The 16,169-nt window shown below is 60.3% G+C and carries 22 protein-coding genes; 3 read left to right on the top strand and 19 right to left on the bottom strand.

The window, feature by feature from the left end; all coding sequences use genetic code 11:
• Positions 1-2: 2 nt before the first annotated feature.
• Entirely contained in the window at positions 3-902 is a 900-nt protein-coding gene (locus BFE01S_RS18090) for an ABC transporter substrate-binding protein (protein WP_028226719.1), read from the bottom strand.
• A gap of 339 nt (positions 903-1,241) precedes the next feature.
• On the opposite strand from BFE01S_RS18090, the gene BFE01S_RS46265 reads away from it, so the two are divergent.
• Together BFE01S_RS46265 and BFE01S_RS39200 are read left to right on the top strand one after the other, a co-directional pair.
• Positions 1,242-1,367 carry a hypothetical protein gene (locus tag BFE01S_RS46265; RefSeq protein WP_281177404.1) on the top strand — a complete coding sequence of 42 codons (126 nt, stop codon included), beginning with the start codon at positions 1,242-1,244 and terminating at the stop codon, positions 1,365-1,367.
• Positions 1,368-2,026: 659 nt separating this feature from the next.
• The gene (locus BFE01S_RS39200) at positions 2,027-2,581 is read left to right on the top strand and encodes a restriction endonuclease (protein WP_084170028.1); all 555 of its coding nucleotides are present in this window, start codon (positions 2,027-2,029) and stop codon (positions 2,579-2,581) included.
• A gap of 248 nt (positions 2,582-2,829) precedes the next feature.
• Here BFE01S_RS39200 and BFE01S_RS43175 read toward each other — a convergent pair whose 3' ends face one another.
• The 10 genes from BFE01S_RS43175 to BFE01S_RS18145 form a co-directional block, all read right to left on the bottom strand.
• Entirely contained in the window at positions 2,830-3,126 is a 297-nt protein-coding gene (locus BFE01S_RS43175; protein WP_084170030.1) for a helix-turn-helix transcriptional regulator, read from the bottom strand.
• A gap of 2 nt (positions 3,127-3,128) precedes the next feature.
• Complete coding sequence (locus BFE01S_RS43180; protein WP_084170032.1) at positions 3,129-3,449, bottom strand: pyocin activator PrtN family protein; 321 nt, start codon at positions 3,447-3,449, stop codon at positions 3,129-3,131.
• 134 nt (positions 3,450-3,583) lie between these two features.
• Positions 3,584-4,186, bottom strand: a complete 603-nt coding sequence (locus tag BFE01S_RS45870) for a hypothetical protein (protein WP_245621135.1) — start codon at positions 4,184-4,186, stop codon at positions 3,584-3,586.
• Between the two features lie 289 nt (positions 4,187-4,475).
• Positions 4,476-5,570 carry a tyrosine-type recombinase/integrase gene (locus tag BFE01S_RS39210; protein ID WP_042337920.1) on the bottom strand — a complete coding sequence of 365 codons (1,095 nt, stop codon included), beginning with the start codon at positions 5,568-5,570 and terminating at the stop codon, positions 4,476-4,478.
• Entirely contained in the window at positions 5,567-6,349 is a 783-nt protein-coding gene (locus tag BFE01S_RS18115; protein WP_042337921.1) for a phage tail protein, read from the bottom strand. Before BFE01S_RS18115 ends, BFE01S_RS39210 begins: the two co-directional genes overlap by 4 nt.
• Complete coding sequence (locus BFE01S_RS18120; RefSeq protein ID WP_028226722.1) at positions 6,346-6,729, bottom strand: hypothetical protein; 384 nt, start codon at positions 6,727-6,729, stop codon at positions 6,346-6,348. Before BFE01S_RS18120 ends, BFE01S_RS18115 begins: the two co-directional genes overlap by 4 nt.
• A gap of 145 nt (positions 6,730-6,874) precedes the next feature.
• A complete protein-coding gene (locus tag BFE01S_RS44385) occupies positions 6,875-7,054 on the bottom strand; it encodes a hypothetical protein (RefSeq protein ID WP_156967064.1) in 180 nt (59 codons plus the stop codon).
• A gap of 18 nt (positions 7,055-7,072) precedes the next feature.
• Positions 7,073-8,161: a hypothetical protein gene (locus BFE01S_RS18130; RefSeq protein ID WP_028226723.1), complete on the bottom strand. Its 1,089-nt coding sequence runs from the start codon at positions 8,159-8,161 to the stop codon at positions 7,073-7,075.
• 15 nt (positions 8,162-8,176) lie between these two features.
• Entirely contained in the window at positions 8,177-8,860 is a 684-nt protein-coding gene (locus BFE01S_RS45450; protein ID WP_052420923.1) for a head decoration protein, read from the bottom strand.
• A 17-nt stretch (positions 8,861-8,877) separates the two neighbouring features.
• On the bottom strand, positions 8,878-9,456 hold the full coding sequence (locus BFE01S_RS18145; protein ID WP_028226724.1) for a hypothetical protein: 579 nt from the start codon (positions 9,454-9,456) through the stop codon (positions 8,878-8,880).
• 333 nt (positions 9,457-9,789) lie between these two features.
• Between BFE01S_RS18145 and BFE01S_RS18155 the strand changes: the two genes are divergently transcribed.
• A complete protein-coding gene (locus BFE01S_RS18155) occupies positions 9,790-10,440 on the top strand; it encodes a DUF4145 domain-containing protein (RefSeq protein ID WP_028226725.1) in 651 nt (216 codons plus the stop codon).
• Here BFE01S_RS18155 and BFE01S_RS18160 read toward each other — a convergent pair.
• The 8 genes from BFE01S_RS18160 to BFE01S_RS18195 form a co-directional block, all read right to left on the bottom strand.
• Positions 10,430-11,020, bottom strand: a complete 591-nt coding sequence (locus BFE01S_RS18160) for a hypothetical protein (RefSeq protein WP_028226726.1) — start codon at positions 11,018-11,020, stop codon at positions 10,430-10,432. The two genes, BFE01S_RS18155 and BFE01S_RS18160, sit on opposite strands and share 11 nt — an antisense overlap.
• Before the next feature lie 121 nt (positions 11,021-11,141).
• Positions 11,142-11,498 carry a hypothetical protein gene (locus BFE01S_RS39225; RefSeq protein WP_052420924.1) on the bottom strand — a complete coding sequence of 119 codons (357 nt, stop codon included), beginning with the start codon at positions 11,496-11,498 and terminating at the stop codon, positions 11,142-11,144.
• A gap of 277 nt (positions 11,499-11,775) precedes the next feature.
• Positions 11,776-14,496, bottom strand: coding sequence for a DUF927 domain-containing protein (locus BFE01S_RS18170; RefSeq protein WP_245621136.1), 2,721 nt, complete (start codon positions 14,494-14,496; stop codon positions 11,776-11,778).
• A gap of 8 nt (positions 14,497-14,504) precedes the next feature.
• Positions 14,505-14,849 (bottom strand): hypothetical protein, encoded by a 345-nt coding sequence (locus tag BFE01S_RS18175; RefSeq protein ID WP_156967065.1) that lies wholly within the window; start codon positions 14,847-14,849, stop codon positions 14,505-14,507.
• Positions 14,842-15,096, bottom strand: coding sequence for a hypothetical protein (locus tag BFE01S_RS18180; RefSeq protein ID WP_028226729.1), 255 nt, complete (start codon positions 15,094-15,096; stop codon positions 14,842-14,844). The genes BFE01S_RS18175 and BFE01S_RS18180 overlap by 8 nt, the downstream gene beginning before the upstream one ends.
• Positions 15,089-15,385 (bottom strand): hypothetical protein, encoded by a 297-nt coding sequence (locus BFE01S_RS18185; RefSeq protein ID WP_028226730.1) that lies wholly within the window; start codon positions 15,383-15,385, stop codon positions 15,089-15,091. The genes BFE01S_RS18180 and BFE01S_RS18185 overlap by 8 nt, the downstream gene beginning before the upstream one ends.
• On the bottom strand, positions 15,378-15,605 hold the full coding sequence (locus BFE01S_RS44395; RefSeq protein WP_156967066.1) for a hypothetical protein: 228 nt from the start codon (positions 15,603-15,605) through the stop codon (positions 15,378-15,380). The genes BFE01S_RS18185 and BFE01S_RS44395 overlap by 8 nt, the downstream gene beginning before the upstream one ends.
• Complete coding sequence (locus BFE01S_RS18195; protein WP_028226731.1) at positions 15,598-15,879, bottom strand: hypothetical protein; 282 nt, start codon at positions 15,877-15,879, stop codon at positions 15,598-15,600. The genes BFE01S_RS44395 and BFE01S_RS18195 overlap by 8 nt, the downstream gene beginning before the upstream one ends.
• Between the last annotated feature and the right edge of the window lie 290 nt (positions 15,880-16,169).

Consider the following 16,169-nt stretch of genomic DNA (forward strand, 5'->3'; position numbering starts at 1 on the left):
GCTTACTTCGAGACGATCAACTGCGGCGGCGCTTCGTTTTCGACGCCCAGCGACCACTTCTTCAGCAGTTCCTTCTCGGTGCCGGCTTTCTGGATTGCGACCAGCGCTGCCATCACAGCGGTGCGGAACTCCGGCTTGTCCTTCGGCACACCGATGCCGACGAAGTACGGCAGCGTCACCGCGGTCGCCTTTTCGAGCTTATCCGGATACGCCTTCACTGCCTGATCGACCGTGTTCACGTCGTTGATGTAGGTGTCGGCGCGGCCCGCGAGAATCGCCTGAATGCAGTTCGCGTTGTTGTCGTATAGCTGCACGGCTGCTTCGGGCTTGCCCTGCGCCTTGCACGTGGGCGCGAGCGCCTGGATCAGCGGCACCTCCACGTAGCCGGTGTTTTCCGCCGCCGTCGTGCCGCACAGCGATGCGTTGATGCCGCTGATCTTCTTCGGATTGCCCTTCGCGACGAGCACGCCGTCGAACACCTTCGAGTAGGTGATGAAGTCGGCCGCCTTCGCCCGGTCTTCCGTCGCATAGATATCGGAGATGACGATGTCGGCCTGCCCGCTTTGCAGCGTGGTGAGCAGTGCGGCGAACGTCACCGGCTTGTAGGCCATCGTAAAGCCGAGGCACGAGCCGATCGTTTCACCGAGGTCGATGTCGAAGCCGACGTACTTGCCTGGATCGTTCGGGTCGAGCGCTTCGTAGCCCGGCGTGTGCGGGTTGATCGCGTTGGTCAGCGTCTTGCCCTTGAACTGCGGATATTTCGCCTGCAATGCCTTGCATTCGGCGGGTACGGCAGCCGAGGCCGCATGCGCGTGCTCGGGCAAGACGATTGCCAGCAGGCACGCCGCGGCGGCGGCCAGTGCGCGCCACCGGCGCATGGTTGCGATGATCGAGGTCAGCATCCCGGAACTCCTGTCCAGTGTGGCGCGCGTGGACGGCGACCCCATGTACGCCGTGCTGCACCGCTCGATACGAAGCGTACGCAGTCGAAATTTTGGGGACTTGCACGATTGCGTACAAAGACTTGCATGGCCACGAAGTTGCGAAGGCGGGTCGATTCGCCGTGCGTAACGGGGAAGAGGACTGGCAGATGACGCTCGTGGAAGAGGCGGGCGTGTCGGACCACGACGTGCGACGTCGTGGGGTATCGCATCGGCCAGGGGCCTGTCATTAATTTCGTGTTGCGAGGTACTGGCCGGGCGAAAATCGCGAGTCTGCCGCAACCGCGTGGAGAAACATGAATGAGCGGATTCTGGCGGACTGTCGCGGCACCGGTACAGGACGCGCAGATGTCTGAAACGCGCAGGAAGGCGGCGAGTTTGTGCGCGATGATGGGCTGGAAAAGCAAAAACCCCGCAAATATCTGAATTTGCGGGGTTTTTGCTTTAGTGTCTGGCGGAGGCGGTGTCCGCCATGAATCCTTTTCTGTAGGGCGTTGTGTGGATTTATTTATTTCTACCCGCCAAAGAACCCACCAAAAGTTAACTCTCGGAACTGCGCTAGGACAGCAGCCGCAGGTGCCACCGATGGCTAAGGTAGGCAAAAGCTGGTTCGGCAAAATAGGCTTAGATTGTCTGAACGCATCGGAAACGCTACGATCCGCCGCACGGTGAGTAGCTCGTGGTACGAAATCACACTTTCGTGATTGGTTGCTCGCTGCATCAAATCAATCAAAGATCGGCTAGGCGAGGGAAGAATGAGTAGCCAACAGCGACAGCGGGTCCTCCGTCAGATAGATCTGATGGAGCAGGCAGGGGCACCTATGCAGCATCAGTGCGTATGCGGGAAGGCGCACGCAATAACCCTCAAGGACTTTGATCTTGATGCTGATCCGCCGACACCGTCCAGAATGACGAGGTTCGAGTGCCAGGCGAACTATGAGTACCTACGATCCATCATTGAGGGTGATAGCCGTGTCTCAATAGAGATCGAAGGTTCCGGCGGCCCCATCTCGCGTGCGCTAGCGAAGATATTGACCAAACTCTACGCAATTTGGCTGAATCGCTAAGGCACAAGGGGGGAATGTATGACGCTTATCGATGAAACGGTACCAGTACCGCCGATGTCTCCGATCGAGTACGAGCGGACGGTTCGCGCTTGGGTGGACGCCGCCGCTGGGCACGAGCTGGTCGACTACCACTCTTCGCATCAAGAGGTCATGACCGGTTCAGATGGGCAATATGAAATTGACGTAGTCGCACGTTTCTCAGCGTTTGGAGGCGCTCAATTTGTCGTTCTCATTGAATGCAAGCGCTATAACGTCAAAGTGAAGCGCGAGGTTGTGCAAACCCTAATCGCAAAACTGCAATCGACGGGCGCACACAAGGGCATGATCTTCTCGACGTCGGGTTTTCAGTCCGGCGCTATCGAGGTAGCGCAGGCCCACGGGATTGCGCTAATTCAGTTGGCCAGCGGCCGAACAAGCTGGTTGGCTAAGTCGCGCGCGCGTGACAGCGCGCCGCTGCCGGACGATATCGATTCCGTTGTCGGATGGCTTTTATCAAAGGACTCTGCCTCGCTTGTTTCTAGTAGTGCCGCCGATTCCCTCAGAGCCGCATTGAGCTTTACCACCGACGATTGATGATGCCGTTACGACGGGGGGGCTTGATCCACGTGCTCTCAATTGGCTGGTCCGAGCCTAAGATGCCGCCGACACAGATAAAGGCGCACCCGACTCGCTACATGTTTCACATTGAAACGCCCGCGAATCCCCGCCGCTCTTGGGCTTTTGCCGACTGGCGACAATTTCGCAGCGGAGGCTCGCATTTCCGTTGTGACGCGGATACGGCAATATAGGCGCCGGTTTGCGGGCTTTTCGCACGTGATCTGTTACGTGCGTAATGTCTGTGCCAAAAAGGGGGCGTCGTTATGGCGAGCGTTCATGGACGGATTCTGAGGTTTCGCGCGCCGTCGGTTCGAGTGCCCTGTGTTTGGCGGCGGCAATAGATCGGATATCGGTCGCGATTCGGCCCATTCCTCGACCTCACGCGTCAGCCATGCAACGCGCCTGTCGGAGAGTTGGCGCGGCTTGGGGAATCGGTTCTCGCGCACGAGCTTCTGCACCGTGGCCGGCGCGAGGGCAATCACATAAGTCACGCTTTCCAGATCCAGGAAGAGTGGTTTCATTGTCATCCTTCCCACCTCGCGCCGGCGCGACGCCGCGCGGGGGCGAAATCAGGTGATGCGGCAGTGCGAAGCTGTTCGCACTCTTTGAGTGCCGCGGCTCGACGAGCGTCAATGTAGTTCGCCAAGTCCTGAACGTGAACGCCTTGGGCACTCTTTTGCGAGCCTGCTTCCATACGTACGAGTGGCAAATCAATATCGCCCGTAGCGATCTTCCGCCGTAGACTCGGGAGAGTGAGCGGAGCGAAATAGTCCCGGCAAACGGCGTCGATCGGAATAACCGCGGTCGCGCCGTACTGCGCTAGTAGAAGAAAAACGGTATTCATCTGTCCGTGTGGAAACTTGGTATTGGGTGGCGAATTTGGTTTGCTCGCGTTCCAAATGCGGGCAAGACGAACCGGGTTGACCGCTCCGGCAGCGCAATGGTGCCGGAGCGGTCCAAGTGAAATTCCAAATTCTATTATTCCGGTTGGGAGGCGAATGACGGCGAGTCGTTGCAGCAGATGTCGGTTGTCTCTGAGGTTCCAAAGGGACGCGCGAGCAGCGTCATCGGGTCGTCGCTGTCTTCTACGATCGGATCCTCGTCAAGCCACCATCGCAGCATCTCGAGCGCACAATATGCATTGACCTCGAATCCGTCGCCCACGCTGACGAAGTGAGGCTGGCCGTTGCGCCAGAGCTCAATGTCATCGCCTTGGAATCGCAGCTCAAATCCCAGCGAGCGAGCCGCGCCGCCCACTCGTCGCCGCTGGCCGTCGTGAGAAAAGTCGAAGCTCACTGTGCCGTCCAGATCCGAGAGACGCCGCACAGTCGCAAAATTCTCCGGCGTTCTGTCAACCGCGCCCCTCGTTGTCAACTGACTGTCAACCGCACCAATCGTGTCAACCGGTTGACGACGCAGCGGCGAGCCGCCCTTGTGATATCGCTGCATGTACTCGTCCGTCGCGTCGACATCGACCTGAGTCCCTTGCAGGACAAGACTTCCAGCGGCTTTCCACTTGAGGACCGCCTGGCGCGAGACACCGCACATCCGCGCGAATTCTGACTGGGATACAAGCTTCATAGATTTCTCCTATAGCTTAAAAACGTGAGCATCTGTCAACCAAACTCAAAAACTCTGTAGCTAGACGAGCCTCGCGGCTCGAATTGCCCTTATCGGTTCACCCTCCAAAAGGGACCCGTCCGGGTCGACGGCTCGCCTCGACCATCCTCGGAGGGCCCACGCCGCCGGCGTACACCCATGGCTAACTACTCGGCTTCGTTTTGAAATCAATGAGTTATGCATGGTCCGCGACCCGACGGCGACGGACCGCGAGTTTCGTTGCAGACAACTCTTGATTGTCATGTGTGCCTTATTCCATAAGGGTTTGCGGGGTATCGTTAGCCACTTTCTCGCCACTACGGTTACTAACATTTGAAATCTGGTTATCGGATTGCAGGCCAGTGATGCGTGCGATTGATGCCTGTACCGTCGCTGCAGCGGCGAGGTTGGATTCGAGGTAGCGCATCGTCGTCATCGGGTCCTTGTGCCGCATGACGCGCTGGATCGTCTGGATCGGTAGGCCGTTCTCGCTGAGCAGAGTCGCGAACGTGCCGCGCAGGCGGTGCGGGGTGAGCCCCTTGATCTCGCAGGCGGCGTTGGCGGCTCGCATAGCCGACCGAAGGAAACCCGCCGCACACGGCTGGCCACCGTGATGGACAATCAGGCCGGCGGCCTGCCGTCCCGGTTGCAGGTATTCAAGCAGCCAGTCCGGCATGGGGATTGGATCGGCTTCGCGGCCTTTGGTAATGCCGGGCGTGTAGGTCATACGATCCGAGTCGACCCATTCCCAGCGGGCCGTGATGACCTCGGACTCACGCAGCCCGAGCCCGAACATCAGGCGCACGGCGATGGAGAGGGCCGGCCGCTCGCGCGCGTAGTCGTCAACGGCCGCAAGCCAGTCGGTTGCGCGCGAGACGGGTAGCGTCGCGCGCGGCTTCTTCTGCACCTTCAGCAACTTTACCGACCACGGAATATCCGGCATTACCTTGCGTCGGACAGCCCATTTGCAGACGACCTTGAGAATCTTCAGCCAGTGATTGACGGATGCTGACGCATGCGTGCGCCGATGCTCGAGCAGGGCTGTTTCGACGAGCGACGTCGCGAGTTCATCCACCATGACGTCGGCGAGTCCGTACAGGTGCAGCCGGCGGAACGTCGCGACGTTCTTGATGTAGGACCGGCTGACGATCGCTTCATGCGCGTCGAGCCATTGGCCCGCCAGTTCGCGCAGCGTCGGCACCGGCTCGTCACCGCGCGCCCACATGCGGGCTTTCCGGTACGCGCGCTCGGCAATCGTTTCGGCCTCCCGCTTGACCGTCTCGCGCGTCGACCTGCTCACGCGCACGCCGTTGATCTGGAAGCGGTAATGCCAGATCTTACCGACACGAAAGAGGTGAACGCTCATTTTGCTGTTGCGATCGCCCTGTCGAGCCGGCGGCGCATGTTCGCGTCGAAGTTCTTCCGCACGCTCTTCTCGACGATCCTCTCGAACGGTAACCGCACGCTGTAGCTCGACGCACGGACAAACAGGATCACCGGCATGACAGAAACACCGTGCGTACCTGTTTTCCGATAGATTCCACGGGCGAGATGGGCGGTGCGGCCGCGACGGTTCGCCACGAAATACGCCACGCCGCCGATGGTCTTGTAGCCTTGCGCGGTGCGGCCAATCTTGTGGAGACGTCGCATGCCTTTGTCGGACATGTTCGCGCGATAACCCTGCTCGCCGAACGCCTGCAGATAACTCAGCAGCTGCACGATGAAGCTTCCGGGGATGTTTCCGTTGCCATCCCTTGGGCATCCCGAAGCCGGCACCGCATACATTCCGCGCGGCATTAGGCCCCGAGACTGCAGCGCCTTCTCGAAGCGCTTGCTGCGACGCACACCTCCCTCGATTTCGGCGGAAAGGTAACGCGCCGGTGGGATCCCCTTGTTCGGCTCATCGTCGATCCAGATGGTGGCCTCAGGATTCGCTTTCGTACCGGTCTTGATCCGGACGCTGTTGATCGTCCGCGGCACCGGCCCCTCGAACACCTTGCGCATTTCCTGCTGCACGTCGGCCTTCGCCTGGCGAACAGTGTCGTTGACAGCCATCGCAGTAGCGAATGGCAGTTGCTTGCGCACAAGGGCATCCAGTGCCCGCGCGACGCCCTTCGTGTCGATTTTGACGTCGAGCTTGATCATTGCAGCACCGTGTGAGGTTGGCGCCACGCAAATGCGTTGAGCGTCATGGGCTCTTCGGTGTCGGGATCATGGACGCTGGCGAGTGCGAGGCCAGTCTGGTGCAGAGCCTCTTCGCGTGAGTTGACGAGAATGCCGTACATCCCTGCGTACATAAAAATATTGCCGCCGGACGTACGGGCGAGCACCAGAACGGGATCGGAGGGCTTGAGATCGTGGAAGCTTTCGAGAAAGCCTCGATAGGCGATCCAGCCATCCGAAGATTCGTCGAGGCCATTGAGCATGATTTCGGCGAGGGGTGCGCTAATGCCGAGACTATCGATCCAGTCATGGTCGCTCGCGAACTCGGCAAGGAGAACTGCTGGAAAGAATTTTCCATCCATGGCGAATTTCCTTGAAGATAGGGAAAGAGTGTCGCGTGCCCGTTGTGGACAGGGCCGGCGGAGCTGGGCGCCGGAGAGACCCGCCACTTACATTTCGTCACGCGGCTGCTGACGTTTCTGCCCACCTTCAGCTGGGGCCCTTGCGTTAATCGATCGGATCGGTATCGCTGCCGCAGGCATCCCCGGCGCACTCTTCGGCGAAGCCTGCACGGACCAGTCCCGCCGCCGTGAACGCGTCCACATCGAGCATTTCACCGGGGTAGTAGATGCGCTCCTGCCCGGCCATACGCACCTCATGCCTGGGCAACACGACAATTCGAGTCATATTCATGCCCTCCCTACATCAGTCCGGGTAATTGCTCAGGCCGTAGTCTTCACCATAAAAACCGCTGTAGTTGGCAGTCATTGACTGGCGGCGGTGAATAGGCCCGTGAGGGTTCTGCGGTTTCATTTCGACACGCAACGGCTCCTCTTTGAGCCTGACGGAGCGCTCTGGCAGCGGCCCTTCTCCGTGGATCACAACAACACCGGATGCGGCAAGTTGTCGAGCAAACTTCTCGGGCAGCTCAACGTCGGAGTATGGCCCGTGCTGCAGCGAGCGGCGCTGCGCTACTCCGTGAGTCAGCGGGTCCAGCCTTATTTCGCTTGTGCTGATCGTTCCGCGGTTTACTCGAACCATCACCATGGGGTCCGGGACGGGCGCTTTGGCGCCAACGTATTCCCGGCAGTCATGCCCGGCATCGCGTGCGTCATTAACGAGCTTCGCTGCCGTGCTATCACCGAAGCCAATGCTTTTGCTGTCAGCCCACGCTGGCACATACCAGAAGTTGCGGAAGTTGTCGGTGTACTGTGCGGCAACCGCAGGATCTTTCAGCCGTGAGAGATTCCACGGAACACGCAAGCCCTCACTACGCAGATCCTCAAGTACCTTGCGACCGCGGCAGGGGAATTCGCTGGCGTTGCCGTTTCGGCACATCAATTCCCATGCCGCGTGCGCGCCTACCATTTCCTCCACTGCAGACTCCATAGAGGCAATCGCCTGCAGGTAGCGCTCCTGCGCAGCGTCGTGGCGTGCAACGATGTGTGCTTCGACCGCCTCCCGGCGCTGCAACTCGATAGCAGCTACGTCCTCTCGTGCCTGTTGTACGGCTTGTTCATAGATCGGCAGAGCATCGCGGGCGACAGAGACGGCTGCCAGTTGCGCTTCAGCCGTGGCAATGTCGCTGTCGATCTTCGCCGTGTCGGCCGTTTTTTTTGCGACCAAGGCACGCACGAGAATTGTCTGGCGCTCCGTAAGCAGGTCAGCGAGTTTGCTTTCGTGCTGTTCGGCGCTACCAGCGGTCTCGCGTACCTGCTGCAATTCGGTGCCGACTCGTTGCAGGGCCAAGCGGGCGCCGTCGAGCTTCTTGCTCAGGGATTTCACGTCGTTCATGGGTAGCCTTTTATGTTAGGTCGGGTCGGCCGCCGACACGACCGATTTAATGAAAATTTGGGATTTGCTCAGGGCGAATTTCAGCGAGCCAAGATTCCAGGAGGGGTCATAGTTGATGGCGTTCTGATTGAATTCGCCCATCAGATAGACGGCGGTTGTGACAGGGCCCGCACTGGCGTCGGCATAGTCGGCGAGAATCGCCGACGGTACCTGGCTGCCATCCGTTGCCGTCGCGACAGACAGGTTGTACGTGCCAGCCGTTTCCTCGACCGCGAGTGCGAACGAATCCCCCGCAACGAAGGCCGTCGTGCCGGCAGCGATCGTGAAGCCGATGCCCTCGTCGGAATACGTCGAGCCGACCGTTGCTTGCGGCAGGGTATTGCCTTCCGGATCGGTGACAGAGAATTCCGTCGCGCTCGTCGCCGTCAGCTGATACGTACCGAACAGGGCGCCGGCACCTGATGTCACAGAGCTGACGGTGCCATTGCCAGTGTTGCTTGCGCCGGCGACAGCTATGACATTGTTCGTGGTCGACAGGCCGAGCACCGAACCGCGCGGCAACGTGCCGGTCGCGAGGATGATTGACGAAGTGACGAGCTTCAGATTTCCTGCGATCAGCTGGTCCGGAATGTAGGCCGAAGCCCAGATTCCGGGCTGCTCCTGGTTCTCTCCGATAACGGGGTTGACGTTGAGCGTCATGATTTCTCCTGGTGGGGTTACTTTTCGCCGCGCGCTTTTCGGCCAGCGGTGACGATTTGAGTGGCCGCTTCGCCATGAGAGAGGAAGGGCGACGTCGAAGCGCTGCTTGTGCGTCGATCGCGATAGGCCGTGACGATGCACTGAACACTTCGCAGGGAGTCGAGCAATTCGATTGCGGCGCGCGACGACATTCCACTCTCGAACGCAAGATGAACCGCTATTGAGGTCTGGTCGTGCGCCGCGCCGTGCTCCATGATCCGCTTGCAGCGCGAGCGTTCGCGGCCTTGCACATGCTCCAGCTCGGAGGCAGACGGTACGGTGACGGCAAGCGCATCAGCGAAGTTGAATGGCTTCGGCACCGATTCGGGGCGTGCTGCGATTCGCGTGAACCGGGCGATGGCCGCCAAAACTTTTCGGTTGATTTTCTCGGCCGCCACGCGCGTCTTGCGCGCCGCGCGCAGCGAAAGGCCATGCGGCCCAATCAGGTGCGCCCATGGCGAGAGGGGAGCGAAGATACGCGAGGGCAGTGGCGCGTGCGCAGTCTTCTTGGCGTGGTGTTTTGCAGCGAGCGCGAACGCGGCGCGGTCGAATGCCATGAGCGACCACTTACGCGAGGGCGCGACGGAGATCGCCGACGCGCCAGACGAGGACGCCGCCTTGTTTGTGCGGCTTGGGAATTACGCCAGCGTCGACCCGGCGCCGCACAGTCCGCGGAGCGCACGAGAGTAGGGCTGCTACGACCGGCAGGCGAACCACGGCGATATCCGGAAGGTCGTTCCACGCCGCTAGTGCTTGCTGTCGAGTTTTTGCCTGCGTTGTCATCAAAATCACCGGTTTGGGCTTCGATGGACGCACTTTGCACAGGCTTTCCCGCATAATCACTACGGACAAATCAGAACAATTTCCCGGACTTACCGCGGCGGCCAACCATGACTCTCAAAGAGACCTTTGCTCAACGCTTTGCCGAACTGCATGACATGTACAAGTCCATGCCATTCAAAGATTCACCGTATAGCGGTCGTTACGTTCCGAACGGCTTCTGGCGCAAGTGGGCGACAAGCGCACAGAATCTAATCAAAGCAGCGTTCGGCGAAGGGTCTCCTCATTACAAGAATTTTTCTCACCTGTACGCCAAAACTAATGAACGAGAGGACGAGATTGGCGGCTTGCATGCCGTCTTCGCATCTGCAAAAGAGGATTTCGAGGGTGGCTTCGTTTTCGATGTTGAATTGAGAGTATCGGGAGAGGTGTTTGGCGATTTCGTCGGTCTCGCGCGCCAGTCGCTGACGGAGGGGCACAAACATGTAGCCGCCGTGCTCGCCAGCGCCGCGCTGGAGGACGCTTTGAAGAGGTTTGCTATTGCGAACGGTCTGGATGTTGACGGCAGGGATATGCAGAACGTCGTGAATGCGTTGAAGGGTGCAGGTCTAGTTTCAGGCGCACAGAAGTCGTTGCTCGACACGATGCCGAAGCTTCGCAATGCGGCGATGCATGCTGAATGGGAAAAGCTTGGTGAGTCCGAGGTTGGGAGTATCTTGGGATACGTCGAGCAGTTCCTGCTGACGAAATTTAGCGGCTAACGCGACCGTCGGACGGCGCCTTCAGCCAATCAAAGATCGCGGCGAGGCGCCCCCGCTGTTCGGCGTCTTGAATGTCGATGCCGCCAATTTTGGTGTCCTGCAATGCGTTCAGCGCTTTGACTCCATGTTCAGCGAACGCATCGCAAACGACCGTACGGCTCGTGTGACAGCTTTCGGCGGTATTCTCTGCCGCGGTGTCGAACGACTCTCCGAGCACAACTCTTCTCCGCAGGAATTCGGTCGCATATTCCAGGTGCTTCTTCTCTGCCGCGCGAGGGCGTCCACGCCGGCCCTTTTTCAGGCGGAAGGCTGATTCGAGAGACTTTCCTGTTTCGAGGTACTCGGCGAGGGCATCCCGCACGAAAACCAGAAGCTCATTCGATGGTCCGATCGGCGAGTACGAGGCGAGGACGAACTGCGCAATGAGTGCGCGAGCTTGTTCCGGGGAACCTCGATCAGCACGAAGTTCGCCAACAAGGCTGAACACCTCGTGATCGGTAAGAGACCGATCAACCGGCGGGAAGTAGTATTCGCCTTTGCTGCCTTGCACTGCCTCAGGAGAATTCTTGCGACGAGCCATGGTGGTTGATCCGCTGGTCTATGTTTTCGTCGGTCGTGACTCGGATGACGTGGCCGCCTGCTGTCACGCACCGTGACGAAAGTAACACGGTGCGTGACTGGATGAGCTACCGGCCGTACTTCTATGGCCGCAGGCCCGCCGCCAGCCGCCCGGTCTCTTCGGCGCAAGTGACGCGCAAACGCTCTAGGAAGTGGACAAGATCCGAGCGGAGCGTGCTGTTCGGCTGTCGCTCCAGGCAGTACGCCACATGATCGAAATGGGCATCGGGCCAGCGCTCGAGGCGCGCGAGTTCTTCGACCGCGGCGAATAACTCGCGCTGCATGACTGCCAACCGCTCCGGATCGACACAGGTTTCCCATGGCAAATATGGACCGCCATCCGCATGCTTCGGTGCTCCCTTGCGGTCATCCGGCATCCCCTCGCCGGTAGGGGCCGCAGACGGACGGTGGTCATTGAATCGGGGTATGTAGAGGTTCATTTGTGTCTTCTCTCCTTCGATGCTGACGCCCGCACATGCGTATGGCGGCAGGCAACAGCGGCAACTACGGCAACGGCCTTGTAGGGCGGGGCTTGCCGTCGTTGCCGCGAGGCGCACGTGCAGGCAACAGAGGCAACGGCGACGGAAATGGCGCTTTTCCTGCTGGTGTTGCCTACTGTTGCCGCTAGTTGCCTGATCTGGCAACAGATCAAATCCTTTCCTGATGGGCTTGTTGCCTGTGTTGCCGATGTTGCCACTTTAAAATCACATGCCAGCTTCAAAAATGCTCCGAAGCAAGCTTGTCCGGGTCGAGGTGATACAGGCGCGGAGTTCGCCCGTCTGGCGTTCTGGTGGTCTTCGAGCGCCTTCCCGGATCGGTCGCTGCGATAGCTCCGGCTGTTTCGAGCGCTTTCAGTGTTCTCTCGAGGTCGTGCCCCTTGATTGCCTCGCGCAAGCCGCCGGACGTGAACAGAAACAGGCGCCGGCCGCCGTCTGACTTCCAGTACCCGGCACGCTCGCGAATGACATCGGCACTCCCTTCGATGTTCGAAAAGCGGCTGTCAGCGTGTCGGTCGATGAAGTCCGAGACTGTGCGAAGGATCGACGCGTGCTCTGCGCTTTCGCCATTGCTGCCGCGCCGCTTTCGCCAAAGGTTGAAGGCATGCGCGGCCGCTTGCGTCGAAAAGCCACTATCCCAACGCACCACGGACCATCGCGTTGCCAATTCGCCGGCGAGCGCACATAGTGCGAATGTGCGCGCCGCGCGGCGCTCCTGGCCTTCTGCGGCGCCAAGCTGATTCGTGATCGCCTGCAGTTCGTCGGACAGCGCAAGGCCGCCGCGGAGCGCCTTTACCAGCGCCTCAACGAACATCGGGCCGGCATGGCCGTAGTGCTGGGCAGACTGATTGCGGATTTCATCTGAGAGCGCACTGCCGGAGGCGCGACCGTGCAACTCTTCGAAGAGGCCGTGCCGACCCTGCACCGGCACATCGAGAATGCGAAGCTCCTGTCCGGCCTTTGCTTCGAATCCGCCGGCGCTCATCCGTGCCGCGATCGTGAGTTCGCCCGTGGAGAGAAGGAAGACTCGCCAGCGAGCCGCCTGCCGTGCCTCGCCGTGCCGGTTCGCACGCGTCTTGCCAGTGCCATTGATGAGCGCATACGCGGCCTCATAGAGGCTTTTCGGATCGATTTCGCCCAGTTCATCAAGCGCTAGCAGCGTGTCAGAATGGAGCGTGCCGGCGCCTTCTAGGCCGTTTGCCGTTGCACGCCACGTGCGCTTGAACTGCGGACCACCCCAGACACTGACAGCCGCGGTCTCCGCCGTTGTTTTCCCAGTCGACGAGTCGCCATATATGTGCGCGCCGGCGCCGTCGATATTGAGAGGGCCGAGCAGTGGCCCGGCCATCGCTGCGGATATGGCCAGCATCAGAAGCGGATTGCCGAGCGCGAGTGCCGCCAGATCCTTCCAGCCTTCGAAAGTGCCCGCCGTTGCGTAGGGCGCGGTGCGGCCTGACGCCTGAAACCAGATGTCATTGGCGCCGATCACCGTATGCGGTAGCACGAACGCATCTCCGCTCCAGCCGGTCACGCTTGCGGCCCGCATACGCGTTGCCGGCACCTGCGCCGCAACGTACCGAAGCACGGCATTTCTGTCGCCCAGATCAAACGTGAGCCCTTCGCTGAGCAACACGCTACGGGCCTCGCTGCCATCGCCTGCGAGCATCGACATCGGCATGGCCCACTTCTTCCATTTACCGGCGGGTGAGCGAATCTCGAGCAGCCGTCCGTATTCCGCATCCTCGCCGTTGCTGGTCGTGGCGAGCACGCGGAGGGGCGTCGAGACCCATTTATCGATCGGCACGGGCGGCGCGTCGTTCTTTTCGGCTTTGGAGCCATGCCAGTACACGCCGGGCTTCGCAGTGCGGCCGCCGATTTCCAGACCGGTCTCGTAGACGCGGTAGCAGGGACGATCTTCAAGGCTAGGGAAACCGAGCTGCTGGGCGCTTTCGATCTGCTGACGGACTGCCGAAGCCCCGGCGGTGTGGTGCAAATCGTTGAAATCGGTCTGGTCTTCAGCCGGCTCAGCGCCGAAGTTGGGAACGGCAAGCGCCGCGCCAACTGCATCTGCCGCCTTGCGTGCGTCGTCGGCGCCATTGCCGATGTCCGACAGGACGGTCAGCGCAGCGCTTGGATGCGCTCGCGCCAACACGACGGCGACGTGGCGCAGGTTGAAGCACGTAAGTGCCGCTACCGTCGGCACGCCGGTGCACGTATAAGCTGACAACGCCGTCGCGACGCCCTCGGCGATCAGGATGCGGGTCGCGCGTTCCAGCGGCGCCGCACTCCAGTACCCGGCCAACTTGACGCCTCCATACAATGCAGTCTTCCGGCCCACTTCATCGATCATCTCGATTGTCGAAAGTTGGCCGTCCACGTACACGGGCACGATCAGGATGCGGCCGCACAGCCGCTCACCGCTCGTCGCCGGTGAGTAGCCAATCAATTTCGAGAGGTTTCGCACCGACATCTCATAAAGCGGACCGGCCGGCGCAATACCCTTTCTCTCAAGGTACGGGTGATCAGCGCCAGCAGGCGCGGCCTTCGAGATGACTGCCGCCGCAGTGGTGGCCGCCTTCCGGCCGTCAAGCAATCGTTTCTCTGCCTCCGCCTTAGCCTGTTGCTCGCGGACGGATCGCCGCTTCTGGAGTTCCACACGGTCGACGACAACGCGGGGCGTAGTGCGTTCATAGCCGTGCTCGCGTGCGATAGCGAATAAAGTGCCGAGGGTGATTCCTTTGTTGGCGCTGAGCGACTTCCACGTGTCACGCGCGGACGCCTCGTCGAAACTGTCGGCGCCGATGCTCCAGCGCAGAAACATCGACCAACCGTCGTCGCCAAGCGCGTGCTTCAGAGCGGCCGCGATGCGCCACCAGACCTCGCGTGGTACGGACGGCGGAATGCATTGCAATGCGGCCTCGACCTCGGCACGCTCGTCCATTACAGCACTCATTCCCCCTCCGTAGATGATGAGGAGTGCTCAGTGCTTGGGGAACGCCGAAACGCTCGTTCAGACATGAACTCAATTTCGCTGGCTATTACGGCGGAAATCTCGACTCCAAGCCCGAGCAATACATCAACTGTGTATGCGCCGAACGGCGGTTCGGCGCCATCGGTAGCGGATCCCGTCTGAAACTCTTCCGCTTTGACCTCGTTGTTCTTCAATATCCGCAGCACCTCGGTCAGCCCGAGTGCGAGTGCTTTCATGCGATCCATGCTGGATTCCGGAAGTATCGGGGAAAGCCCGAAGGTAGAGAAACTCTCGATTTCAGGAAATGAAATGCGCTCACCCACGACGCGGCCCTCCTGCCTTCTCGAGCAATCGAGCATAGTCATCTCCAGCTGCCTCCGCAGCGCTGGCGAACTCTTCCGCGATATCAGCACCGACCTTGGCCAAGGCCGCGGTTGTCGAGTCGGCATCCGTGGTCAGGCGCTCGATCGCGTTGAAGACAGCGAGTACGCGCCGGAAACCCGTCCACGCCACGGCTTGGTCGTTGACCACGCCGGCGAGCATGATCTTTTTGTTTGTCGCATCAGACATGAAGGTTCTCCGCGCTGGCTTCGACTGCCAAGTGCGCCAGATTGGCGACGCTATTGACCAGATCGTTAACTAGAAGCATCAGGGGGTCCCTCAACTCCTCGTTGAGTCCCGTGAAACCATCCATGAACATGAGGGTCGTCAGGGCAAGCAACTTATCCGCCTGCGTTGCACACGCACTGGCCGGCGATTCGCATACCATTGTTCTTGTGACTTCCACGTCACCATTGATCGCGCGAGCGGAAAGTCCAAACCTCTGGAACTCGATAGGGGCGATTGCACGCTTAGCCATGACGCACCTCCGCATTCGCAATGGCTTCGGCGACGCGGCGCGCGAAGGCGTCGTTGAACGCTTCGTGGCGCTGTTCGTCCCCGGGCATCTGGGCAATACCCGCGATCAGGTTGCGGTACCGCAAGTCACGGAACTCGCCCAAAGAAAGCGGCGCTCCTGACAGCCAGAGCTCGGCTGCATGACGTCCGGCGCGGACAAAGCGGGGGAACCCGTTAATCATGGGTCGCCTCCCGATCCGCCAGTTCGATGGCGCCTGCAGCAGAATCGATCAGTGCCTTGGCGACCGCCGCGGCGGTGAGGACGGCATAAATTCCAATGTCGGGGTTACCGGCCGCGATTTCGCTCAACACGCTGAGCGCCTCGCCGAGATGGCACGACGCATCCGAAATGGCGCCGAAGATAGGCAACCCCGGTCTGATCGACAGACCGCGAAGTGTCGGGCTGAATTCCTCGACGTCTTGGCCGATGGTCGTGAGCGTGCGCGTATCAGCCAAGGCGCACCTCCGCCAGCTGCTGGACTTGCGTATCAAGCTTGAGCAACTCAGCGTTCAATCGAACGACTCGTGCGCTGGCTGTCTCGTATTCGAAAGTGCCCGTGGTGAGCGTCGATCGAAACATCTCAGTCGCACGGAGCGCGCTGATCAGGCATTCGCGCTGATGTGTGAGTGCAACCGTTGTGGGACGGTCGATTTTTTCGTGAGAGAGTTCGATGATGCTGCGCAGAGCAGCCCCGCAGATATCGAGGGCGTCGATATACGTCGGCGCGAGCGCGGCGGCGCGCAGC

This window comes from Paraburkholderia ferrariae NBRC 106233 (assembly GCF_000685035.1).
GTDB lineage: Bacteria > Pseudomonadota > Gammaproteobacteria > Burkholderiales > Burkholderiaceae > Paraburkholderia > Paraburkholderia ferrariae.

Excerpts from the sequence above, each read along its gene's own strand:
- BFE01S_RS43175 (WP_084170030.1), bottom strand. The coding sequence starts at position 3,126 with ATGAAACCACTCTTCCTGGATCTGGAAAGCGTGACTTATGTGATTGCC.
- BFE01S_RS18155 (WP_028226725.1), top strand. The coding sequence starts at position 9,790 with ATGACTCTCAAAGAGACCTTTGCTCAACGCTTTGCCGAACTGCATGAC.
- BFE01S_RS18115 (WP_042337921.1), bottom strand. The coding sequence starts at position 6,349 with ATGATCAAGCTCGACGTCAAAATCGACACGAAGGGCGTCGCGCGGGCA.
- BFE01S_RS44385 (WP_156967064.1), bottom strand. The coding sequence starts at position 7,054 with ATGACTCGAATTGTCGTGTTGCCCAGGCATGAGGTGCGTATGGCCGGG.
- BFE01S_RS39210 (WP_042337920.1), bottom strand. The coding sequence starts at position 5,570 with ATGAGCGTTCACCTCTTTCGTGTCGGTAAGATCTGGCATTACCGCTTC.
- BFE01S_RS18130 (WP_028226723.1), bottom strand. The coding sequence starts at position 8,161 with ATGAACGACGTGAAATCCCTGAGCAAGAAGCTCGACGGCGCCCGCTTG.
- BFE01S_RS46265 (WP_281177404.1), top strand. The coding sequence starts at position 1,242 with ATGAGCGGATTCTGGCGGACTGTCGCGGCACCGGTACAGGACGCGCAG.
- BFE01S_RS39200 (WP_084170028.1), top strand. The coding sequence starts at position 2,027 with ATGACGCTTATCGATGAAACGGTACCAGTACCGCCGATGTCTCCGATC.
- BFE01S_RS18090 (WP_028226719.1), bottom strand. The coding sequence starts at position 902 with ATGCTGACCTCGATCATCGCAACCATGCGCCGGTGGCGCGCACTGGCC.
- BFE01S_RS18180 (WP_028226729.1), bottom strand. The coding sequence starts at position 15,096 with ATGTCTGATGCGACAAACAAAAAGATCATGCTCGCCGGCGTGGTCAAC.
- BFE01S_RS18170 (WP_245621136.1), bottom strand. The coding sequence starts at position 14,496 with ATGGACGAGCGTGCCGAGGTCGAGGCCGCATTGCAATGCATTCCGCCG.
- BFE01S_RS39225 (WP_052420924.1), bottom strand. The coding sequence starts at position 11,498 with ATGAACCTCTACATACCCCGATTCAATGACCACCGTCCGTCTGCGGCC.
- BFE01S_RS45870 (WP_245621135.1), bottom strand. The coding sequence starts at position 4,186 with ATGAAGCTTGTATCCCAGTCAGAATTCGCGCGGATGTGCGGTGTCTCG.
- BFE01S_RS43180 (WP_084170032.1), bottom strand. The coding sequence starts at position 3,449 with ATGAATACCGTTTTTCTTCTACTAGCGCAGTACGGCGCGACCGCGGTT.
- BFE01S_RS45450 (WP_052420923.1), bottom strand. The coding sequence starts at position 8,860 with ATGACGCTCAACGTCAACCCCGTTATCGGAGAGAACCAGGAGCAGCCC.
- BFE01S_RS18160 (WP_028226726.1), bottom strand. The coding sequence starts at position 11,020 with ATGGCTCGTCGCAAGAATTCTCCTGAGGCAGTGCAAGGCAGCAAAGGC.
- BFE01S_RS18120 (WP_028226722.1), bottom strand. The coding sequence starts at position 6,729 with ATGGATGGAAAATTCTTTCCAGCAGTTCTCCTTGCCGAGTTCGCGAGC.
- BFE01S_RS18185 (WP_028226730.1), bottom strand. The coding sequence starts at position 15,385 with ATGGCTAAGCGTGCAATCGCCCCTATCGAGTTCCAGAGGTTTGGACTT.
- BFE01S_RS18145 (WP_028226724.1), bottom strand. The coding sequence starts at position 9,456 with ATGGCATTCGACCGCGCCGCGTTCGCGCTCGCTGCAAAACACCACGCC.
- BFE01S_RS44395 (WP_156967066.1), bottom strand. The coding sequence starts at position 15,605 with ATGATTAACGGGTTCCCCCGCTTTGTCCGCGCCGGACGTCATGCAGCC.